We start from the raw sequence: 18,418 nt of genomic DNA, 5'->3' as shown, positions 1-18,418 counted from the left end.
CCATCCCCCCGTTTTGCTCACAACTCACTGCTGTTTCAGCACCACATAGGGCCCCTGAAGGTCCAGGTACCCTACCCGCTCCCCATGTCCCCTCGGATACCAGGCATAGTAGGTGCCCGGTCTGACATCGATGGGCGGGGGACGTCGAACTCCCGAGCGCTGCCCAGGCGGAACACGGGGAGAGACAGACACAGATGGCATCTCGGCGGGACCAGCTCAACGCCTACACCTTCGCGAAGCGGCGCATGCTGGCGTCCTTCGTGCAGTCCTCCCCGGACGGTTCGGAGGAGGGGGCACCGCGGCCGCTGCGCGGAGTGGTGCCCGGTGTCATCGTGGGCGTGGTCGTCATGGCGGTCTTCGGCGCCTGGGGCATGTTCAAACCGACGGCGCCGCAGGGCTGGGACACCCCCAAGTCGAAGGTGATCATCGCCAGTAAATCGACCACCCGCTACGTCGTCCTGAAGACCGACGGCAAGGCCCAGCTGCACCCCGTCCTCAACATGGCGTCCGCGAAGCTGCTCCTCAACCCCGGCCAGGGTGAGGTCGTCACCGTCGACGAGTCGGTCCTCGACGGCGGCAAGATCCCGCACGGCGTCACCGTCGGCATCCCGTACGCCCCCGACCGTCTTCCCTCGGCGAGCGAGGCGGGCGCCGACAAGCGCTGGGCGGTCTGCGAGCGCCCGAGCGCGGGCGGCGGCTCCATCCAGAAAGCGGCGCTGGTCCTCGCCAAGCGCGACATGAAGAAGACCGAGGGCAAGCAGCGGTTGCGGGGCGGAGAACTGCTCTACGTCGTGGACCCGGACAAGAACCGCTACGTGGTGGACGCGAGCGGCACGGCGTACCGCGTGGACAAGGGCGACGAGTTGCTGCTGCGTGCCGTCGTCGGCACCGGCCGCGAGCCCGAGCGCGTCTCCCCGGAGTGGCTGGCCACCCTGCACCAGGGCGACCCGATCGCCTTCCCGGACATCGGCGCCGCACACGGTACGGCCGCTGCGGCCCCGGGCGAGCTGGACGCGTCGACCAACAGGGTGGGCATGGTGCTCAAGGCGTCCGACGCCAGCGGGGTGCACTACTACGTGGTGCTCCCCGGCCGGGTCGCGCAGGTCTCCGCCTTCGTCGCCCAACTCCTGCTGTACAGCAAGGACCTGGCCCCGCTCGGCCAGGCCGGCCACGCCACCGCGGTGAGCCCGGGCGCGATCACTCCGGAGGGGACCTTCGGCGCCGAGCACCGCTGGCCCACCAAGGAACCCACGGCCGTCAACGAGGCCTCGGACGCGTCCGGCAGCCGCAGCACGATCTGCAACGTCCTGCAGAAGGTCGGCGACAAGGGCGCCACCACCCTGACGACCTGGGCGGGCACCGACTTCCCCGCCCCGCTCCCCACCGATTCCACCAGCGCCTACGTCACGCCCGGCTCCGGGCAGCTCTTCCGCCAGTTCCAGGGCGAGGAGACCAAGGCCGGCCCCGTCTTCCTGGTCACCGACACGGGTCTGCGTTACGTCCTGCAGTCCAACGCCGACAGCGCCACGAACGACGCGGGCATCGGTACGACGGCCAAGGAGCGCCAGCAGGAGCAGCAGGAGGCCGAGCAGGCCCAGATCCGCCTCGGCTACGCCGACGTCGCCCCGGCGCCGATCCCCGCCTCCTGGTCCGAGTTCCTGCCCACGGGCCCCCGCCTGTCGACGGCGGCGGCACGTCAACCGCAGGGTTCGTAGGGAGAGTTGGGCATGCCGTACACGACTTCCCCCCGCCCCCTCCGGGCTACGGCGGCGATGGCCGCCGTAGCCGCGACCCTGACCGTGTCGACCGTCGTGCTCGCGCCTCCCGCCGCGGCGGACGACAGCTTCTCGGACCAGTGCACGTTCCCCAACAAGGAGTACCCGGGCCGCCCTTGGGCCCTGCAACGCGTCCTTCTCGACGAGCTGTGGAACCAGTCCAAGGGCAAGGGCGTACGGGTGGCGGTGATCGACACCGGCGTGGACGTGAAGAATCCCCAGCTCACCCATGCGGTGGACGTGAAGAGCGGCCGCAACTTCATGCCGAAGAACCTCAAGGACAGCAACGGCGACAAGATCGCGCGGGGCAGCGAGAACGGCACGACCGACACCGTGGGACACGGCACCAAGGTCGCCGGCATCATCGCCGCCCGCCCGATCGGCGGCACCGGCTTCGTGGGCCTGGCCCCCGAGGCGACCATCATCCCGATCCAGCAGAACGACGCGGACGGCCACGGCACGGCACAGACGCTCGCGGCGGCGGTCACCTACGCGATCCAGGCCAAGGCCGACGTCATCAACATCTCGCAGGACACGTCGAACGCGGTGAAGCCCGATCCGTCCCTGGAGTCGGCGATCGACACGGCACTGTCGAAGAAGATCGTGGTGGTGGCGTCGGCGGGCAACGGCGGCCAGGGCGGCAACGTCAAGAAGACGTACCCGGCGTCCTTCGCGGGTGTCCTCGCCGTCGCGGCCTCCGACCGCAACAACGAACGCGCGTCCTTCTCCCAGTCCGGCGACTTCGTCGGCGTCGCGGCACCCGGCGTCGACATGATCTCCACCGTCCCCAAGGGCGGTCACTGCTCCGACAACGGTACGAGTTTCTCGGCGCCGTACGTCGCCGGTGTCGCCGCGCTGATCAAGGCGAAGCATCCGGACTGGACCGCCCGCGAGGTCGTCGCCCAGATCGAGCAGACCGCCGAGCGCACCATCGCCGGCCACGACCGCCTCGTCGGCTGGGGCGTCGTCGACCCGGTCCGCGCGCTCACGGAGGACGACCACCCGATCGAGTCCCCCAACCCCCAGGAAGGCCTCACCAAGGCCCAGGCCCCGTCCCCCGCGAAGCTCCAACTCGGCGAAACCGCCGATGAACACAACGCCCGCCTCGCGACCTACGTCGCCCTGGGCGCGGCCGTGTTGGTGGCGGGACTCGGCGGCACGGCGGTGGCGACACGGGACGCGCGCAAGCGGGCGCGGAGAGTCGCGGGGCTGGACTGACGTCCGGCGAGCCCCGCGAGGGGCGCCACCCGCGGGCTCCGTCTGCCTGTCAAGAGGGCGCGACCTGCGAAGGAGCAGGCAGACGACGGGAGTTGACGTAACCGGACGACGCCATTCGCAATGGCCACGCAGCAACGACGGCTCCGTGCCACCCCATCGGCCGCCCCGACGCTCACTCACAAGTGTGCGGCTACGGCGGCTGAGTAGCCGTACTCAGGCCGCCCGTCCGCAGGTCACGTAGCGTCAGGGGGCGGCAGTTGCCCAGGTGGGCGTGAGAGCGAGCCGAGGAGAAGCGGTGAAGCTCGGTCGAGCGGTAGCACAGCTGTCGCATAAGGCAGTTGGGACTGTCACAGGAAGCGACTAGAGTGATTGCGTTGCGGAGAGGAACGCTCAAGGGGTGCGGTCACCCAGAGGCGGGCGACGAAAACGGGGAGGGAAGGCATCATGCTTCCTGCGGACTTGACAGGCGGGGCATCACCGCAGACGGCAGCCGACCTCAAGGTCGGCGCCGGCGTGCTGATGACGTTCAAGCAGCGCATCGACAAGCTGCTGTCCGAGTTCGAGGACTCGGCGGGCAGCGCTTCCAAACTGGGCGCGCAGCGGGTCTCGCGGGCATCCCTCAGCGGGCACGGCCTCGACTTTCATGAGGCGGATGCGCTGTTCACCCAGTACCAGTCGGTCCATGAACACATCACGCAGCTCTCCAAGACGCTGGGGCTGCAGATCGAGGCCATGGGCATCGCGACGCAGGGCGCACAGAACGGCTTCGACAACCTCGACGACGACCAGCGACGCCGTTTCTGGGAGATCCAGGTCGAGACGGACCGCCTGTACACCGAATCCCAGGAGAAGAAGTCCGGCGAGGGCGAGCGGAAGCTGAGTGACGCCAAGAAGTCCACGAAGGGACTCCAGTAGTGAGCGGGGACGACAAGGCGCCGAAGGAGCTGACCGACCAGCAGCGTGTCGACCTTCAGGTCGGCCAGGTCGACGCACTGGCCGGGGTGTCGGAGGTGATGCACGACGCGTTCGGAGCGAAGCGCGTCCGCCTCCTGACGAACGGCAAGGTCACGGACTTCGAGGACCACCGGCTCAACGCCATGATCGACCTGGTCCACCAGGGGAATCCCGCCGATCTGGAGCACGCGGGCGAGACCTTGGCGAAGGCGAGCAAGGCGATCAACGAAGCCGCCGTGGAGCTCAGGCGTCATCTCAAGCACGCGGGTGAGGACTGGCAGGGCGACGCCGGTTCGGCGTTCCAGAAGTGGGGCGAAGGCCTCGCCACGCACACCGAGGGCCTGGCCACGTACGCCGACGGTGCTGGTGTGCAGGTCACGGCCGCCGCGACGGGGCTCGCTTCCGTGCGCAGCTCCTTGCCGCCGAGGGACACGCGTCCCGTCCTGGCCCAGAAGAAGCCGGGGCAGCTCCCGGTACTCCAGCAGTTCGAGGGCAACAAGCAGTACAGCGAGGCGGTCCAGGTCGAGAAGGACCGCCAAGAGGCGATCAACCAGATGAACCGGCTGGCGTCGTTCTACTCGGTGTCGGGGTCGGAACTGGCGAAGTTGGAGAAGGCGGCGCCGGAGCCGTATCGGGCGATGCCCGACGTGGGGGTGCAGGTCCCGGTCGACCCGGGTCAGGGTGGCTCGGGTTCCACCGGCAACTCCAACTCAGGATCAGTCCACCGAGCAGTTGTCCGTGAGAGTGGAGGCAGCCACGTTGGTGTGCCGAGCGACGTCTCCGGAGACAATCTGCCAACTGAGCATCATCCCGCGCACACGAATCTCGACGTGCATCGGCCCACGGTCGGTACCGAGATCAACAGCGTCGGCACGCTGCCACCGGAAACCGTGAAGCCGACGCCAGTGACTCCCACGCCGTCTGTGACAGGGCCCAGTGGTCCTTCGGGAGGGATGCTGCCTCCCATGGGGACCGCCGCGGTACCTCCCGCCTTCGGGGGACCGGTCGGGCGCGCTGCCGGGCTTGGCGGCAGGACTCCTGGATCGGCTCAAGGGCGGGTTACCAACTCCGAGGGGACCACCGCCGGAGGCCGCACCGGACGTGGCCCTGCGGAACCGGTGGGCCGTGCATCCGCAGTTGGCCAACAGGGTGCCCGTGGGCCTGCATCTGCGATGGGCAGGTCGCCCATGGGGCGGGGTGTAACCGGAGGTGTGCCCAGAAGTGCCGGTACGGCCGGTTCACGCACAGGCGGTGCGCCGGGCGGGCGTGTGGGCGGCGTGCCCGGTCAGCCATCGCCCCGAACCGGCCCCGGAGCCACGGGCGCTGCGCGTACGGGTGGCGTGGTCGGTGGCAGGCCCACTTCTGAAGCCGGCCCGAATGCGACGGGTGCCAGGGTTCCGCGTGGCACGGTCATCGGCGGTGAGGGAGCATCCGGTGCTCGTCCGAACGGTGAAAGGCCGGGCCAGCGCGGAGTGATCGGTGCGAACAAACCGGCGCCGGGCACGGGGCAGGGGCAGTCGCAGCGTCGATCTCCGGGCAACGCGGACGGTGTTGTCGGCGCGCCCGCGAGTCGGGGTGGCGTCAAGGGCAACGGAGCCGCGTCCGGTGGTTCCGGCCAGGTGCCCGGTTCCGCGGAGGAGCGCGGCCTTGGCCGTGCCGCAGGCCGGAGAACGCAGCGTCAACAGCAATCCGCCGAGAACAAGAAGCGCTCGCGTGACGATGCGCCGTCGGCGACCGACTGACCGAAACGACCGAGGACGTACAGAAGCATGAAGTCAGGGACTGGCGTACGCCGCATCCGGGCCGCGCTGTGGGCGAGGAATGCCCGGAGGCATGTGACCACCGTGGGCGCGACGCTCGGTGCTCTGGCCGTCATGTCTGTCGGGCTCGCGCCTTCGGCGGCTGCCGATGACGTCCAGTCGCAGCAGTGGTACTTGGACGCTATGAACGCCCAGGGGCTGTGGAAAGTCAGCACAGGTAAGGGTATCTCGGTCGCAGTCGTCGACACCGGTGTCAACCCGGACACGAGTTCATTGAAGGGGCAGGTGCTCCCTGGAGTCGATGTCACGAGGGCCGCCGGCGATGAAACGGATGACTATCTGAGCCACGGCACTTCAATGGCCGAACTGATCGCAGGGACGGGCAAAGGGGGCGGCCTGAAAGGTGTTGCGCCGGGGGCTAAAATTATCCCGATCCGCACTGCACTTACCGGAATCGACAAGAAGACCGAGAAGCAGGGCGGCACTTTGGTGGAGGCCATCCGTGCCGCTGCCGATTCCGATGCGAAAATTATCAGTATGTCGTTCACTGGCGATTTCCCGATCGACGGTGGACTTGAAGCCGTGCAGTATGCGCAGAGCAAGGGGAAGTTGCTCATCGCCGGCGTGGGTAACGACGGTGATGGAGACAAGAACTACATCGGCTATCCCGCCAAATACCCCGGTGTGGTCGGCGTCTCGGCAATCAACGAGAACGGCGAGGTGGCAAAGTTCTCGGAGAGCGGTGCTTACGTTGACCTGGCCTCGCCCGGCGTAGACGTGCCCACCTGGTGTGACAAGACATTCAGGGCCTACTGCCCCCAGAGCAACGGCACCAGCCAAGCCACCGCCATCACCTCCGGCGCCGCCGCCCTCATCTGGTCCGCCCACCCCAAGTGGACCGCCAACCAGGTCCTCCGCGTCATGATCGACACTGCGGGACGGGACTGGCCGAAGAACACGCCGAGCCGGTACCTCGGTTACGGCACGATCCGGCCGGCGCAGGTTCTCCTGAAGGGCAAGGGAGACCCCGGAGCCGCCGACATCGATCCCGTCAGCAACAAGAAGACACCCGGGCTGACCACCGGCACCGCCGCCTCGCCCTCCGTCTCCGCGTCAACCTCGTCCCAGGCCCCCAACTCCACATCGGGCGGCCAGACTTCCGCCGCAGCATCAAGCTCCGACTCGTCCGGCAACACCACCCTGTGGGTCGCTCTCGGCGCCGCAGCGGCCGTAGTCGTGCTCGGCGGTGGAGCCTTCGCGGTGGCTCGTTCGCGGCGAGGCGCATGAGAGCTCGTACACCGGGCTCACCCGACCAACCAGCGCTTCACCACTCGGTGTTGCGTCCCAGAAACATCAACCTCTCTCGCGAAAGGGAGTGCCGAGATGGCTGACGGCCGCAAGCTTGATGACGCACATGTACAAAAGCTCCAGACGAACGTCATCGACAGGTACGACAACGTCAAGAAGCACCTGCAGAAGCTCCAGGGCTGCATCGACATGATCGAGGCGAACTGGACGGGCCACGGTGCCAACGCCTTCAAGACCAAGCAGCACGAGATCAACGACCACATGGTCGGGATCGGCCGCATGCTCGACGACTTCCTGAACGGAATTCACCTCACCAAGCAGGACAAGGACAAGTTGGAGGACGAACTCCACTCCACGATCTCCAGCATCGAAGTGGACGCCGGTGCGAAGACCTCGGCGCTCAACCTCTACTGACCGCCCCGAGCGTCGCACCCCGGACCGCGAGGTCCCTCTCACATCGTCAAGGAGATGAGGAAACATGACCGGCACGCCGCACATGCAGGATCTTGCCGTCAAGTACGGCACCCTGGACGCGCTCGCCACTGAACTCGGCAATCTGGCCAAGCAGTTGGAGAGCGACCTCACGGCGCTGAAGAAGGGCGTCCACGACGCGGCCGAGGGCTGGGCCGGTGACGCCTACGAGTCCTTCAACCGGAAGTCGAGGGAGTGGGACGGCCACACCTCCGCCATTCACCAGGCGCTGCTGTCCATCACGCAGAAGGTCCACCAGGCCGGCGGCGACTACCGCGGCGGCGACAAGAAGGCCGCCAGCTTCTTCGAGTAGGACAGGTCGGCCGGTGACAACGGGGTGGGCACGCACGGGAGGTGCCCACCCCGTCTTCGCAACCGCGCGTTCATCCGGAGCAGCGGCTCAACTCGCTTGCTTGCACCCCTGCTTGGCCATGGCGCTCGGGAAGTAGGACTTCAGGAACGAGCGCAACGCGTCCCGCCGCTCCGAGGTCTTCGCGGGAGTCTTCTCCTGGAGTTGCACCAACGCGACGAACTTGCGCTGTCGGCCTTCGTACGTGCACGCGGCCACCGCCAAGGCTCCGTTGTCCGCCACTCTGGCGCTGTCACCGATGTCGACGGAGGCGGGGTTGCCGAGTCGTACCAGGGCCCGGTCCTGGACCTTGACGGGGTCGGTCTCCGCGGGAACGACATCGCCCGACAGGTAGACGACCAGTTTGCCGTCCACCGACAGCCGGCAACGCGGGCTCTCCTGACCGGCGTTGTACGCACGCTGGGTGAGCTTCTGTCCGTCCGGCAGGAACGGCGACAGAAGATCCGAGTCGACGGCCACTCCGCAGACCTTGCCCGGAACGGTGTAGGCGCGTGAGTCCGAGTCCGTACAGCCGGCCGTGGCCAGGACGAGCAGCGTCACCGCGGCGGCCGCGCGCCGTACCGAAGGTCCTGATGCACCCGTGATCACTGATTGCCCGCCAGTCCTTGAGCCCGCGCGTTGCCGTCGAAAGCGGCACCGTTGATCTCGGAGGTCAGTGTGTATCTGTTGCTGTCGCCGTGGTTCGGATTGGCGTCGATCCACAGGTCGCTGAGCTTCTGCAACTGGTTCTCCCGTGCGGTGAACACCTCGCCGTTCTGGCGTGCGTTGTCGTCGTTGATACGGGCCTGCTCGTCCAACTGCCATTGATATGCGAGGGCATCGACGCCGCGCTGAGCCGCGTCACCGACGACCGGAATGAAGTTAACGGCGCCGCCGAAGCCGTGGTAAAGCCATTTGGCGTTCCACGAAGGATCTTCCTTGTCGGTCGCCAGTGCCTGATAGCGGGCCTCCTCCAGGAAGCCCACCGTGTGCCCGGCTCTGAGTAGGGTCTCCTTGGGGTCACTGGGGTGGTCCGTGTAAATGTCGCGGACCATCTCCTTGTTCAGGCCGTCGTTGAGGACTCCGTAGGCGTGCTGGTCCCGCGAGACCTGTTTCGTCACTTCCAGCAGCTGGTGCCGGTCGAGTTGGCGGGGGTCACTGGGATCGTCCGCGAGTGAACTCGCCGTGTTGTGCACCTCGTCGCCGTAGTTCACCAGCACCTTCGCCATGTCGTCACGCATCTCGGGGGCGAAGTCGTCACCCGTGCCGGAGATGATCTTCAGCGACCGGTCGAGGACGCTCCGGTTCTCGGCGCTGTGTTGCACCGGAACGGCATGGGGATCATTGGGGTTGACACCGGTGGCCGCGGCGACGAGTGCGTTTCCGGTGGCGTCGCGTGACTGGTTTCCGTCGTGACTGTTCAACGGTGTGTCGTCGAACGTGGGGCGGTCCTTGAGAACCCATTCCGCGTTGTCCTGGGGCTGGGTCTCGTTGAAGAACGCGGTCGCGGCATCGGGACTGTTCGACAGGGCCGTCATGAAACCGGTCATCGGGTCCCGGCCGAAATCCTCGCCGATGAAATTCATCTTGGGCATGAACGGCCCACCGCTGCCGTTCCAGTAATGGTCGGGAAGCTGCATCTTCTTCTCGGTCGCGACGAGAGCGTTCCCGTACCTGTCCAGGAACGCGTCGTCGTAGTCACCCACGCGCATGAGATTACTCATGAGCTGGAAGCCGTAGACCTGCGTCCCACGGGTCTGAATGCGGTCGTCCGCCAGGTTGACCATGCCGTCCTCCCACTGCCGCATGGCCGGCGAGTCCGACCGCGTCGCTCCCGCGAGGGTGAGGCCGAGGTTCTTCTGGAAATCGCCCAGCTGGTCCAGGCGGGCCCGCTGGAGATCGCCTCCGTCGGAGGGATCGGAGAGGTCCGCCCAGAAGTCCAGCACGCCTTTGGGGCCCAGCGTGGTGGCGAACTTCTCCTGGAAGAGGGGATCGTTCTTGTATCCCGCGAGCTGCCGGTTGAGATCGTCGAATTCCTCAAGGGACATGGAGTCCCCCTTGCTCTTGATGAGATTCGCGTATTTCTCGGCATCCTTGAGCGCCTGCGCGGCGGAGTCCCTGTCCTCGTACGCCGCGCCGGAGAAGCCGTACTCGGCCTCGTCCGCTATGGCCCGCAGGGCGTCGGAGGCGGTGTCGTCGCTGTGGGTCGCCCTGCTGAGGAGGCGTTTGACGTCCTCGCACAGTTCGTCCACGTCCTGTTGGCTGTGCTCGGGAACCGTGGTGCCCTTCGCGGCGCGGTCGGGGTGGATGTTCATGGTGACGGTGAAGGAGCCTTTGCCGGTGTCCATCACGGTGAGGTTCTTCTTGAGGCCGCGTGAGATCGTCTCGACCAATTGATCGTGGTAACCGACGAGTTCGTCGTGGGTGTCCTTGAGAATGTTGTAGATCGTCGTCGCCTGCGTGTGGGCGTCGGTGAACTCGCCGGCCGTCTTGGTGATGAACTCGCGGGAGACGGTCGCGTTGACACCGGACCAATTGGCTTTGTCGGCCAGTCCCTTGAGACCGTCACGCGCGTCCTTCTCAAGGGTCTCCAGGTGTTTCACCACACGGGACCAGTCGTCAATGGCGGTGCCGAGCGAGGCGAAGTTCCCGAATCGGAGCGTATCGAGGTCCATCAGCGCCCCGTCCCTTCACTGAAACCCTTGTCCAGTGTCGAGATACTGCTTATCTGGCCGGATATGTAGAACTCGTCGCCCTGGTGCGCCTTTTTGGTGTAGTCCATGTGGTTGGAGATATGGGCGCATGCGTCGAGCAGACTCGTGAGCTGCTCTTCCCAACGCTGTTGTACGTGGTCCACCGCCCCGCCGAGCCTGAACCCCTGGGTCGTGAGATCCGAGGCCGCGGTCTGGCTGCTCGACCAGGCGTCACGGCCGTACCGGCCCAGATCCTCCCAGAGCTTGAACGCCCGGTCGCCGATCGCCGCCAGATCCTTGTGGTCGACGGTCAGATCGCCTTGCGGTGTGCTGCCGCCGTCCTCTGCCGGAAGCTGATTGAGCTGCATGCGCGCGGACTGCTTCTGCGCGGCCTGACTCTTCAGCTGTTCCCACTCGTCCCATGTCACGCGTGGACCCCTTCCCCGTGCCCCCGTAGGACCCCGCCCGTCGGACGGGACCAGTCCGTCAACCCAACAACAGGCCGGTCCGGAGCCTTCGTTCAAGGGACCGGACCGGCCTCGCCCGACGGTCAGAACACCGTCTCCGGCACCAACCCCGTCTGCACCAAGGGCTTCCCCCGCTTCCGTGACACGAACACCCCCCGCCCCGCAGGCATCGGCCGGGGCCGTACCCCGCCCAGCACGTCGCCCTCGCCGGGGTCGCCCGCCAGGACGACGCCCTGGGCGCCCAGTTCCTGCATCCGCTGCATGAACGGCTCGTACGCGGCGCGTCCGGCGCCCGCCGTGGAGCGGGCGATGATGAAGCGGACGCCGACGTCACGGGCGAACGGCAGCATCTCCGTGAGGTTGCCCAGCGGGTTGCCGCTGGACGTGGAGACGAGGTCGTAGTCGTCCACGACGACGTACACCGTCGGGCCCTGCCACCAGCTCCGCTCGCGGAGTTGCCGGGCGGTGACGTCGGCGGTCGGGGTACGGCGCTGCATCAGGTCCCCCAGGGCGACCATGTGATGGTCCATGGCGTTCGACATGGGGATGTACTCGGCGAGGTGCGTGGCGGGCGTCGCGTCCAGCAGGGAGCGCCGGTTGTCGATGACGAAGAGCTTCGCCTCGTCGCCGGTGTACCGCTCCGTCAACTGCTTGACCAGCAGCCGCAGCAGGTTCGACTTGCCGGACTCGCTCTCGCCGAACACAAGGAAGAACGGGTCCTGCTCGAAGTCGACGAAGACCGGCTCCAGATTGTTCTCGTCGATGGCGAACGCGACGCCGCGCTGCGGGAAAAGGTCGCCCGTCGGCAGCTGCGCGGCGGCCAACTCGCGGGGCAGCAACCGTACTTCGGGCGCGCCAGGCGCCTCCCAGTGCCGGGACACCTCGGTCGCCAGCGCCTGGGTGGCGTCGGCCAGATCGGTGTCCGAGACCAGGCCGTCGATGCGCGGCACCGCCGCCATGAAGTGCAGCCGCTGCGGCGACACACCGCGTCCGGGGACGCCGGTCGGCACGTTCACCGCCACCTTGCGGTCGATCTCGGAGTCCATCGTGTCGCCGAGCCGCAGTTCGAGGCGGTTCATCAGGTGGTCCTTGAGGTTTGCGCGGACCTCCATCGACCGGGACGCGGTGAGCACCAGGTGGATGCCGAAGCCCAGGCCGCGCGCGGCGATGTCCAGCACCGCCGCCTCCAACCCCTCATAATCCGCACGGAAGTTGCCCCACCCGTCGATGACGAGGAAGACATCGCCCCAGGGCTGGTCCGTGACCGAGATCTGGCCGCGCGCCCGGCGCGACCGGAACTCCGCGATCGACGGGATGCCCGCCGAGCGGAAGTACTCCTCGCGGCGCGTCATCACGCCGTACACCTCGGAGACCGTGCGCCGGACCTTCTCGGGGTCGAGGCGGGAGCCGATGCCGCCCACGTGCGGCAGGCCGGCCACCGAGGACAGACCGCCGCCGCCGAAGTCGAGGCCGTAGAACTGGACTTCGTGCGGGGTGTGGGTCAGGGCGAAGGCGCAGATCAGGGAGCGCAGGAGGGTGGACTTGCCGGACTGTGGGCCGCCGACGATCTGCATATGGCCGGCCGCGCCCGAGAAGTCGATCCACAGGTGGTCGCGGCGCTGCTCGTACGGCTTGTCGACCAGGCCGACCGGGACCACCAGCCGGCCCGCGCCCTCGTAGCCGGGCTGGGTGAGTCCGCGGCCCGGCACCGCCGTGAGGCCGGGCAGGAGTCCGTCCAGCGACGGCGGGCTGTCGAGCGGCGGCAGCCACACCTGGTGGGCCGCCGGACCCTGCGCCTCCAGCCGGCGCACGATCACGTCGAGCACCGTGTCGGCGAGCGCGTCGTCGATGTCCGGGGACTCGGTGCGCTGCTGCGGCACCGCCGTGTACCGCACCGGCACCTCGGCCGCCGTGAACAGCACCGGCCGTCGGTCGACGGGCAGTTGACCGGCACCGAACGACGCCTGCGGGGAGTCCGAGCGGTAAGTGCCGGACACGTAGGCGGCCTTGAACCGCACCATCTCGTCCGTGCCGTACTTCAGGAAGCCGGACCCGGGGACGTTCGGGAGTTCGTAGGCGTCGGGCACGCCCAGCGCGGCCCGGGACTCGGCCGCCGAGAAGGTGCGCAGACCGACGCGGTACGACAGATAGGTCTCCAGACCGCGCAGTCGGCCCTCCTCCAGGCGCTGCGAGGCCAGCAGCAGATGCACACCGAGCGAGCGGCCGATCCGGCCGATCTGCACGAACATCTCGATGAAGTCCGGCTTGGCGGTGAGCAGTTCGCTGAATTCGTCGATCACCAGCACCAGGGAGGGGATCGGCTGCAGCGGGGCGCCCGCGGCGCGTGCCTTCTCGTAGTCGTGGATGTTGGCGTAGTTGCCCGCGTCGCGCAGGAGTTCCTGGCGGCGGTTGAGCTCTCCGCGGATGGAGTCGCCCATGCGGTCGACGAGCGTCAGGTCGTCCGCGAGGTTGGTGATCACGGCCGCCACGTGCGGCATCTGCGCCATACCGGCGAAGGTGGCACCGCCCTTGAAGTCCGCGAGGACGAAGTTCAGGGTCTCCGAGGAGTGGGTGACCGCGAGACCGAGGACCAGCGTGCGCAGCAGCTCGGACTTGCCGGAGCCGGTGGCGCCCACGCACAGTCCGTGCGGGCCCATGCCCTCCTGCGCCGCCTCCTTGAGGTCGAGCATCACGGGTCGGCCGTCCTCCCCGAGCCCGATCGGCACCCGCAGCCGCTCGGCCAGCGAACGCGTCCGCCAGGTGCGCTTGGTGTCCACGGAGGCCGCGTCACCGAGGTTCAGCAGATCGGTGAACTCCAGGTTGGCGAGCAGCGGTTGGTCGTCGTCCCCACCGGACGCCATCTGCAGCGGCGCCAACTGCCGCGCGAGCGCCTCGGCGGACTCGTACGAGAGAGCGTCGGGCGTCCCCTCGTAGACATCGCCGTGACCGGACTCCAGATGCAGCGACGTCGGCCGTACGACGATGGAGAGCTCGCCGCGGGCCGCTGCCGGTTCGCCGGGGACGACGTCGACGAGCGTCACGCCCTGCAGGCCCTCGGGGTTGGCCAGGACCGAGTCGGGGGGCAGCGAGACTCCGTCGAGGACGACGACGATGTGCGGCTCGTCCGGCAGCGGCGCCGCGTCGGGGTGGAAGCGCGGACGGCCGGTCAGCCGGGCGGAGATCAGGTTCTCCAGCTCGCGGAGGTCGCTGTCGATCAGCCGGCGGGTGCCCGCACCGTCCGTGGCACCGGGCGCCTGCGCGTGCGGCAGCCACTTGGCCCACTCCCAGTGCGGCAGCGCCTCCCTCGCCGCCGCGACCACGATCACCAGGTCCTCGGGCGAGTGCAGCGCGGCCAGCGAGCCGGCCAGCGCCCGGGCGGAGGACCGTACGGACTGCGTCTCGCCGCTGATGGTGAGGTAGGAGAAGGCACGCAGGGAGACTGCCATCGGCAGGTCGTCGAGGGTGCCGTGGACGGAGAGGAAGCGCTGCATCGCACCCGCCGTCAGTGGCTCCAGCTGTTCCACCCCGCCGGTCTCGGGGGCGATGAGCGCGGTGGCGAGCGACTGCCGGCCGAGGCCGATGCGCACCTGGCCGAAGTCCTCGTCGCCCGGCCGCCGTTCCCACACCCGGCTGCCCTCGGCGACCAGCGCCCAGAGCTGCTCGGGGGAGGGGTGGAGGTAGTACTGCGCGTCGCGCTGTGCCCGGGCGGTGTCCAGGGCGGTCCGCCGGGTCTGCGCCAGGTAGCGCAGATAGTCGGTGCGCATGTCCGCCAGCTGACCCTGGGAGCCGCGCCGGAAGCGGACCACCATCGCGATGGACATGGCCACCGTCGAGACGATCATCACCATGCCCATGATCTTCATGAACGGCTGCCCGTTCGTGAAGAAGAACACCACCGAGCCGCCCATGCCGAGCGTCGGCAGCAACTGCATCAGGACGCTCTCCTGATGCCCCCGGGGCAACTCCGGCGGCGGTTGCAGAACGATCTCGTCCGTGGGCACCTCGGACGGCAGCGCGCGCGGCGGGCGCTTGACGACGATGTGGCTCACTGCTCACCAATTCCCTTGCGCGGCCCCGGGACTACCGTCCGCCACCCCGTGTCAGGCGGACGCAGGCCGCCGCGCGATCCTACTGACTTCGCGCGGGACAGGTGAGCGGTAGGGTGCCGGATGTTCGCGTGAGCACACGCCAACCAGGCTGGGAAAACAGGGCATTCCGCGCGATGTGAAGGTCTGCGGAACGCACCGCGCGACACCTTCACGACGCAGACGCACCATCACCATCGAGGGGGATCAGCAGGTGAGCATCACGGCTTCCGCGGCGGGCGGGCCCGGTACCGGAGCCCCTGTCGGCACCGGCCCGGGGCTCGGTTTCTGCCGGGTCACGATCGTCGCGCCCGACAGTCGCATCGACGTGGCATTGCCCGACGACATCCCGGTCGCCGACATCTATCCCGAGATCCTCAGGCTCTCCCGGCAGAGCCCCGCCGAGGGTGCCCCGGTCGGCTATCACCTGGTGCGACGGGACGGCACCGTCCTCGACAGCTCCCGCACGTTCGCCGGCCAGCGCATCCTCGACGGCGAACTCCTCACCCTGCGCCCCTTCTCCGAGTCCCTCCCGCCGGCCGTGTTCGACGACGTGTCCGAGGCGGTCTCGGCCGCGGTGACCCGCGAACACACCCTGTGGGACGGCGAGTTGACCCGAGCCGCCGGCCTCGTCGGCGGCGGTGTCCTGCCGGCCCTGCTCGCCTTCGTCGCCTGGACCGCAGACCCGCGCCACGACATGAACAGCCTGCCCGGCATCCTCGCCGCGGTCGTCGGCGTCCTGCTGGTCGTCCTGGCCTGCGTCCGCGCCCGGGTCTACGACGACAGGTCCTCGGCCATCGCACTGGGCCTCGGCGCCCTGACCGACATCGGGGTGGCCGGCTCGGGCCTCCTGCCGCTCACCGACGGCCAGGGGATCGGCAAACTGCAGTTCCTCCTCGCCTGCGCGGCCGTGCTGGTGGCCGCCGTCGTCCTCACCCTGTGCTCACCCGGCGGGGACGCGCCGTTCGTCGCCCTCGTCTTCGCGTCCGCGGTCGGCCTGATCGTCGCGTTCATCGCGATCCGGGCCCACTGGACGCCGTCCGAGATCGCCGCCCTGTGCGCCCCGGTCGCGGTCGGCGCGCTGGCCTTCCTGCCGGGCCTCTCGATGCGCTTCGCCCGTCTGCCGATCGGCTTCGACCCCCCGAACACCGCCCCGCGCAGCGCGTACGGCGCCGAGCCCGCCGCCCAGGATGCGGTCGACACCGAACGCGTCGCCGCCCAGGCCCGCCGCGGTCACGAACTCCTCGTCGGCCTCGTCGGCGGCTGCGCGGTCACCGCCGTCGGCACCTCGGCCGTTCTCGGTTTCTCCGACGACGTCTGGGCCCAGCTGCTCGCCCTCGCGACCGGTGTCGCGCTGCTGATGCGCGCCCACCTCTTCCGCTACACCGCCCAGGTCGCCCCCATTCTGGCCGCCGGACTCGGCTCCCTCGTGCTGCTCGGCCTGGGCCTCGCGCTCAACCCGCCGGACTCCCTGATCCACGGCGACCGCGGCGGCCTCGACCTCCGTACGGTCTGGCTCGTCGCGGCGATCGCGGCGGCCACCGCGCTCGTGACCGCGATCGGGCTGATCGTCCCGCGCAGCGGTCTCACCCCGTTCTGGGGGCGTTTCCTGGAGATCGCCGAGGGCTTCGTCCTGCTGACGCTGGTGCCGCTGGCGCTCGCTGTCTTCGACGTGTACGCGACGGTCCGCTCACTGACGAGCTGACCCGGCGTCACCGACGGCCGAGGAGAAGCAGACGTACGGCGACGTGCTACCGATGAAAAGGCGCCGAAAGGATTCGCCCGCGTGAGCTTCGGCCCACCCCCCTCCCCGTACACCCATTCCGTCCTCACCCGGAACGACCAGCAGAAGAAGCGCCGCCGGAACAGGCTGCTGGGGCTGCTCGCGGTCGTCCTCGCAGCGGCCGTAGGTACCGTCGGCCTGCTGGCGGCCAGGAGCGACGACAAGAAGAGGGCGACGACCGACAACGCCCCCGCGGCGAGCCTGGGACGCCTCGACGTCCGGGACACGGTCGAGAAGAAGCCCGCCACCACCACCGGCGACATGGCGTTCCGCTTCTCGATCGACGACGCGACCGCCGGCGAACACACCGAGATGCCCGGCACCTGGGCCACCGACAAGATCCTCGCCAAGGGCATCAACCAGACGCTGGTCGGCTTCAGGACGGGCACCGACGCCGCACCGGGCGACGAGGTCTGGAAACTCCGCCTGGCCGGCCCGATCTGCGGCTACACCCGCCGTGTGACCGGCGAGAACCGCACGGCCGTGGTCTTCAGGGACGGCAAGGACAAGGCGTCCCTCTGCGACCACGTCGCCTTCTTCGACCTCGACGACGGCAAGCGGATCTGGGAGCACGAGTTCCCCGTCTCCACGATCGGCGACGAACCGGGCACCCCGACGGACGGCGCCACCCAGGACACCCCGAGCGTCACCCTGACCCACGCCACCGTGACCGTCACCTGGGGCGGCGGCACGGACGCGTACGACATGGACTCCGGCGAGCGGATCTGGCGTACGACGGAGTCCGGCTCGTGCCAGGACATGGGGGCCGCGGGCGGACGCGCCCTGTTCGTCCGCCTTGAGTGCTGGGACGACAGCACGACCGCAGCCTCCTGGCAGACGATCACCTACAAGGTGCGCAAGGTCGATCCCGGCACCGGCAAGGAGAAGTGGACGTACGCCGGGACCAAGGGCCTGCGGGATCTCGAACTGCCGTCGAGCGATCCGCCGGTCGTGGCCGTTTCGGCGGGGGAGACCGGCTTCACCGAGCTGCTCTCCCTGGACGACCGGGGCAAGGTGCGCGCCACGATCGGCCTGACCAGCGGCAACTACGTCGGCGACTGCTCCGACCAGGTCGACTACCTGGTGATCGACGACTGCCAGACGATCGCCGTCGGCCTCGGTCAGGTCTTCGTCCGGAGCAAGGAGGCGGGCGCCCCGCACAACGCGAACTGGATCATCGGCTTCGACCTGGCGACCGGGAAGACGACGGAGAAGTTCGAGTCCGGGCCCAACTCCCTGCTGTACCCGCTGCGCGTGAGCGGCAGCCGGCTCCTCGCACTGCGGATGAGTGACGACCGCATATCGCCGTCGGCACTCGTCAGCCTCGACCCGAGGACCGGCAAGGAGACCCCGTACCTCTACTTCGGGGTGCCGCAGGACGCCGACACCCTGACGACCCTCGACGCGAACGACATCGTCGTCCAGGACGGCCGGCTGTACTTCGCGGCCCACGCGGCGGACGGTCCCAGCAGCGGCAAGGCGTGGACCTGGCTGGTCCTGGGCATCGGGAGCAGCGTCACGAAGCAGTGACGGCAAGGAGCGTTGACGGGAAGAG

At 68.5% G+C, this 18,418-nt stretch carries 13 protein-coding genes; 9 read left to right on the top strand and 4 right to left on the bottom strand.

Annotation, left to right across the window (positions count from 1 at the left end; translation table 11 throughout):
• Window positions 1–194 precede the first annotated feature (194 nt).
• The 7 genes from eccB to OG226_RS15240 all read left to right on the top strand — a co-directional run bounded on the left by eccB (window position 195) and on the right by OG226_RS15240 (window position 7,799).
• Entirely contained in the window at window positions 195–1,715 is a 1,521-nt protein-coding gene (gene eccB / locus OG226_RS15270) for a type VII secretion protein EccB (protein ID WP_328678200.1), read from the top strand.
• A gap of 12 nt (window positions 1,716–1,727) precedes the next feature.
• Entirely contained in the window at window positions 1,728–2,993 is a 1,266-nt protein-coding gene (gene mycP, locus OG226_RS15265) for a type VII secretion-associated serine protease mycosin (protein ID WP_328678199.1), read from the top strand.
• 444 nt (window positions 2,994–3,437) lie between these two features.
• Complete coding sequence (locus OG226_RS15260) at window positions 3,438–3,908, top strand: hypothetical protein (protein WP_329349228.1); 471 nt, start codon at window positions 3,438–3,440, stop codon at window positions 3,906–3,908.
• Entirely contained in the window at window positions 3,908–5,689 is a 1,782-nt protein-coding gene (locus OG226_RS15255; protein WP_328678196.1) for a WXG100 family type VII secretion target, read from the top strand. The genes OG226_RS15260 and OG226_RS15255 overlap by 1 nt, the downstream gene beginning before the upstream one ends.
• 93 nt (window positions 5,690–5,782) lie before the next feature.
• Window positions 5,783–6,994 (top strand): S8 family serine peptidase, encoded by a 1,212-nt coding sequence (locus OG226_RS15250; protein WP_328678194.1) that lies wholly within the window; start codon window positions 5,783–5,785, stop codon window positions 6,992–6,994.
• A 96-nt stretch (window positions 6,995–7,090) separates the two neighbouring features.
• Window positions 7,091–7,429, top strand: a complete 339-nt coding sequence (locus OG226_RS15245; RefSeq protein ID WP_019064778.1) for a WXG100 family type VII secretion target — start codon at window positions 7,091–7,093, stop codon at window positions 7,427–7,429.
• 64 nt (window positions 7,430–7,493) lie between these two features.
• Complete coding sequence (locus OG226_RS15240; RefSeq protein ID WP_327400905.1) at window positions 7,494–7,799, top strand: WXG100 family type VII secretion target; 306 nt, start codon at window positions 7,494–7,496, stop codon at window positions 7,797–7,799.
• An 87-nt stretch (window positions 7,800–7,886) separates the two neighbouring features.
• On the opposite strand, the gene OG226_RS15235 is transcribed toward OG226_RS15240, so the two are convergent.
• The 4 genes from OG226_RS15235 to eccCa form a co-directional block, all read right to left on the bottom strand.
• Window positions 7,887–8,444, bottom strand: a complete 558-nt coding sequence (locus tag OG226_RS15235) for a hypothetical protein (protein WP_328678190.1) — start codon at window positions 8,442–8,444, stop codon at window positions 7,887–7,889.
• Window positions 8,441–10,510 carry a DUF6571 family protein gene (locus OG226_RS15230; RefSeq protein WP_328678187.1) on the bottom strand — a complete coding sequence of 690 codons (2,070 nt, stop codon included), beginning with the start codon at window positions 10,508–10,510 and terminating at the stop codon, window positions 8,441–8,443. Before OG226_RS15230 ends, OG226_RS15235 begins: the two co-directional genes overlap by 4 nt.
• Window positions 10,510–10,956 (bottom strand): hypothetical protein, encoded by a 447-nt coding sequence (locus OG226_RS15225; protein ID WP_329349227.1) that lies wholly within the window; start codon window positions 10,954–10,956, stop codon window positions 10,510–10,512. Before OG226_RS15225 ends, OG226_RS15230 begins: the two co-directional genes overlap by 1 nt.
• Window positions 10,957–11,078: 122 nt before the next feature.
• Window positions 11,079–15,044, bottom strand: a complete 3,966-nt coding sequence (gene eccCa, locus OG226_RS15220; RefSeq protein WP_329349226.1) for a type VII secretion protein EccCa — start codon at window positions 15,042–15,044, stop codon at window positions 11,079–11,081.
• Window positions 15,045–15,294: 250 nt separating this feature from the next.
• Between eccCa and eccD the strand changes: the two genes are divergently transcribed.
• On the top strand, window positions 15,295–16,785 hold the full coding sequence (gene eccD / locus OG226_RS15215; RefSeq protein WP_328678182.1) for a type VII secretion integral membrane protein EccD: 1,491 nt from the start codon (window positions 15,295–15,297) through the stop codon (window positions 16,783–16,785).
• 81 nt (window positions 16,786–16,866) lie between these two features.
• Window positions 16,867–18,393 carry an outer membrane protein assembly factor BamB family protein gene (locus tag OG226_RS15210; RefSeq protein ID WP_329349225.1) on the top strand — a complete coding sequence of 509 codons (1,527 nt, stop codon included), beginning with the start codon at window positions 16,867–16,869 and terminating at the stop codon, window positions 18,391–18,393.
• Window positions 18,394–18,418: the final 25 nt, after the last annotated feature.

This window comes from Streptomyces sp. NBC_01261, assembly GCF_036226385.1.
In the GTDB taxonomy this organism is placed as follows: domain Bacteria; phylum Actinomycetota; class Actinomycetes; order Streptomycetales; family Streptomycetaceae; genus Streptomyces.
The sequence above is the reverse complement of the archived record's forward strand: the minus strand, read 5'-3'. Positions and strand labels throughout refer to the sequence as shown.

Bases quoted from the DNA above. Each gene is read 5' to 3' on its own strand.
- OG226_RS15245 (WP_019064778.1), top strand. From the start codon at position 7,091: ATGGCTGACGGCCGCAAGCTTGATGACGCACATGTACAAAAGCTCCAG.
- eccB (WP_328678200.1), top strand. From the start codon at position 195: ATGGCATCTCGGCGGGACCAGCTCAACGCCTACACCTTCGCGAAGCGG.
- OG226_RS15230 (WP_328678187.1), bottom strand. From the start codon at position 10,510: ATGGACCTCGATACGCTCCGATTCGGGAACTTCGCCTCGCTCGGCACC.
- OG226_RS15260 (WP_329349228.1), top strand. From the start codon at position 3,438: ATGCTTCCTGCGGACTTGACAGGCGGGGCATCACCGCAGACGGCAGCC.
- OG226_RS15240 (WP_327400905.1), top strand. From the start codon at position 7,494: ATGACCGGCACGCCGCACATGCAGGATCTTGCCGTCAAGTACGGCACC.
- mycP (WP_328678199.1), top strand. From the start codon at position 1,728: ATGCCGTACACGACTTCCCCCCGCCCCCTCCGGGCTACGGCGGCGATG.